Source organism: Candidatus Neomarinimicrobiota bacterium (assembly GCA_012964825.1).
Taxonomy (GTDB): domain Bacteria; phylum Fidelibacterota; class Marinisomatia; order Marinisomatales; family S15-B10; genus UBA2125.
This window is the reverse complement of the sequence record DTTI01000052.1, coordinates 1-2,175: the sequence shown is the minus strand read 5'-3', so window position 1 is coordinate 2,175 and position 2,175 is coordinate 1. Positions and strand designations below refer to the sequence as shown.

2 protein-coding genes are annotated in these 2,175 nt (G+C 47.5%); both read left to right on the top strand.

All coding sequences use genetic code 11. From position 1 onward, the window contains the following. The first annotated feature begins 167 nt into the window (after positions 1–167). On the top strand, positions 168–1,838 hold the full coding sequence (locus EYO21_05350; protein HIB03232.1) for a GAF domain-containing protein: 1,671 nt from the start codon (positions 168–170) through the stop codon (positions 1,836–1,838). Then, positions 1,835–2,122 carry a hypothetical protein gene (locus EYO21_05345; GenBank protein ID HIB03231.1) on the top strand — a complete coding sequence of 96 codons (288 nt, stop codon included), beginning with the start codon at positions 1,835–1,837 and terminating at the stop codon, positions 2,120–2,122. The genes EYO21_05350 and EYO21_05345 overlap by 4 nt, the downstream gene beginning before the upstream one ends. Positions 2,123–2,175: the final 53 nt, after the last annotated feature.

The following is a 2,175-nucleotide window of genomic DNA, read 5'->3' as shown; positions in this document are numbered from 1 at the left end:
TTCCTGCCTATCGTCTGCCGCTACTATCGCTTCCTGGACTGGCTGCCTTGAAGCTCTCTTCCGCTTTCTCTTGAGAAAGAAGCAGTGAGTTAATAAGTTCAACAACCTCAGTTTTTGAATTCAAACACAAGGGTTCTGTTACAATGAGTAAAATGAATGGAAAAAAAATGAAATCTCTGGCTACAGCTGACAGAGACGCTATCCTGAAAAATGCCGCTTCCGGAGTGCGGGACTATGTTTCCCTGCTGGAAGAACAGATCGAACAATTGAGCGAGATCGGGCTCGCCCTCTCGAAGGAGAAGGATATGCCCATACTGCTGGAAATGATCCTTGAAGAGGCAAAACGGATCACCAACTGTGACGGTCGGACTCTCTATATGACGGCGGATGACGAGCGGCTGAAATTTGAGATTGTGAGAACGGATTCCCTCAATTTCCACATGGGTGGTACCAGCGGTGAAGAGGTTCCTTTCTATCCCGTAAAACTCTACTTGGAAGACGGCAAGCCGAACCACAGCATGATAGCTGCCTACGCCAGTCTGACGGGAAAGACCATCAATATCCCCGACGCCTACAAAGCAAAAGGGTTCGATTTTTCCGGTACCAAGATGTTTGATGATAAAACAGGCTACCGGTCAACCTCTTTTCTCACAGTTCCTCTGAAGAATCATCTGGATGAGATAATCGGCGTTATTCAGCTTTTAAACGCCCAGGATCCGGACACAGGAAAAGTGATCCCCTTTTCTGAAAAGGCACAAAAATTGGTGGAATCTCTTTGCTCCCAGGCGGCGGTGGCTATCACCAACAAGCAGCTTATTGAACAGCTGGAAGAACTTTTTGAGGCGTTCATTAAGCTCATTGCCACGGCCATTGATAGGAAATCACCCTACACAGGTGGTCACTGTACCCGGGTACCTGTTCTCACCATGATGCTGGCCGACGCCGTTGAAGAAGCAAAGTACGGCCCCTACAAGGAATTCAGCATGACAGAGGAGGAGCGGTACGAACTCTACATTGCCGGATGGCTTCACGATTGCGGAAAAGTTGCAACGCCAACCCACGTGGTGGACAAGGGGACCAAGCTGGAAACCATTTTCGACCGTATCGACACCATCGATACTCGTTTCGAGGTGCTTAAGAGGGATGCCAAGATCGACTATCTCCAAAAATTGGTGAACCAGAAATCTTCCAAGAACGGCGAGGCGAAACAGCTGGAACGTGAATACAACGCGAAACTCCGCCAGATCAGAAAAGACCAGAAGTTCATCCAAGAGTGCAATGTGGGCGGGGAGTATATGGCGAAACCTCTTCAGGACAAGGTCATCGGCATCAGTAAATATCCCTACAGGCAGGATGGGAAAAGACGATTGTTCCTTACACACGAAGATGTGCGGAACCTCAATATCCCCAAGGGGACGTTGCTTCCTGAAGAGCGACAGATCATCAATGACCACATCGTTATCACTATTGATATGCTGAACCAACTTCCTTATCCGAAACATTTGAAGAATGTGCCGGAGTTTGCCGGTGGGCACCACGAGAAGCTGGACGGGACAGGTTACCCGCAGGGTTTGACCCATGACGATATGTCTACGCAGGCGAAGATTATGGCCATTGCCGATGTGTATGAGGCACTCACGGCCGCCGACCGACCATACAAGGATGGTAAAAAAATCTCCATGGCAATGCGGATCATGGGATTCATGCGGGATGACTACCACATCGATCCCGACCTGTTTGAAATCTTTGTCAAAGAGGATGTCTACAGGAAGTATGCAAAAGAACATGTCAAATCCAACCAGATTGACGAGGTGATGCAGGACGCCCTTCTTGGATGAAGACACAGTCCCTTAAATCCTTGAACCGGTCGGAACTCAAAGATTATGTCTTTGAGATCCAGGACCATATTGACGGATTACTTCAAGCTGGTGAAGACATTGATAATTTTCTTGATAACACCGATATTTTCGACGAGTTCGAAAAAGTTTTACCTGATGAGGAGTACGGTATTTTCGTCATAACAATGCTCAACAAGATTCGTACCGATTATATCATCGAGAGACTGCTGGACGTGGTGGAAGGGTCACAGAACAAGTCCAACGGCAGTATCCCCAAATCGTAAGGAAAGTCAGAACTTAAAAAACAATTCACATGATTGCTGAACCACTGCTTTTT

Coding starts and splice junctions, on each gene's coding strand:
- EYO21_05350 (HIB03232.1), top strand. CDS start 168: ATGAAATCTCTGGCTACAGCTGACAGAGACGCTATCCTGAAAAATGCC.
- EYO21_05345 (HIB03231.1), top strand. CDS start 1,835: ATGAAGACACAGTCCCTTAAATCCTTGAACCGGTCGGAACTCAAAGAT.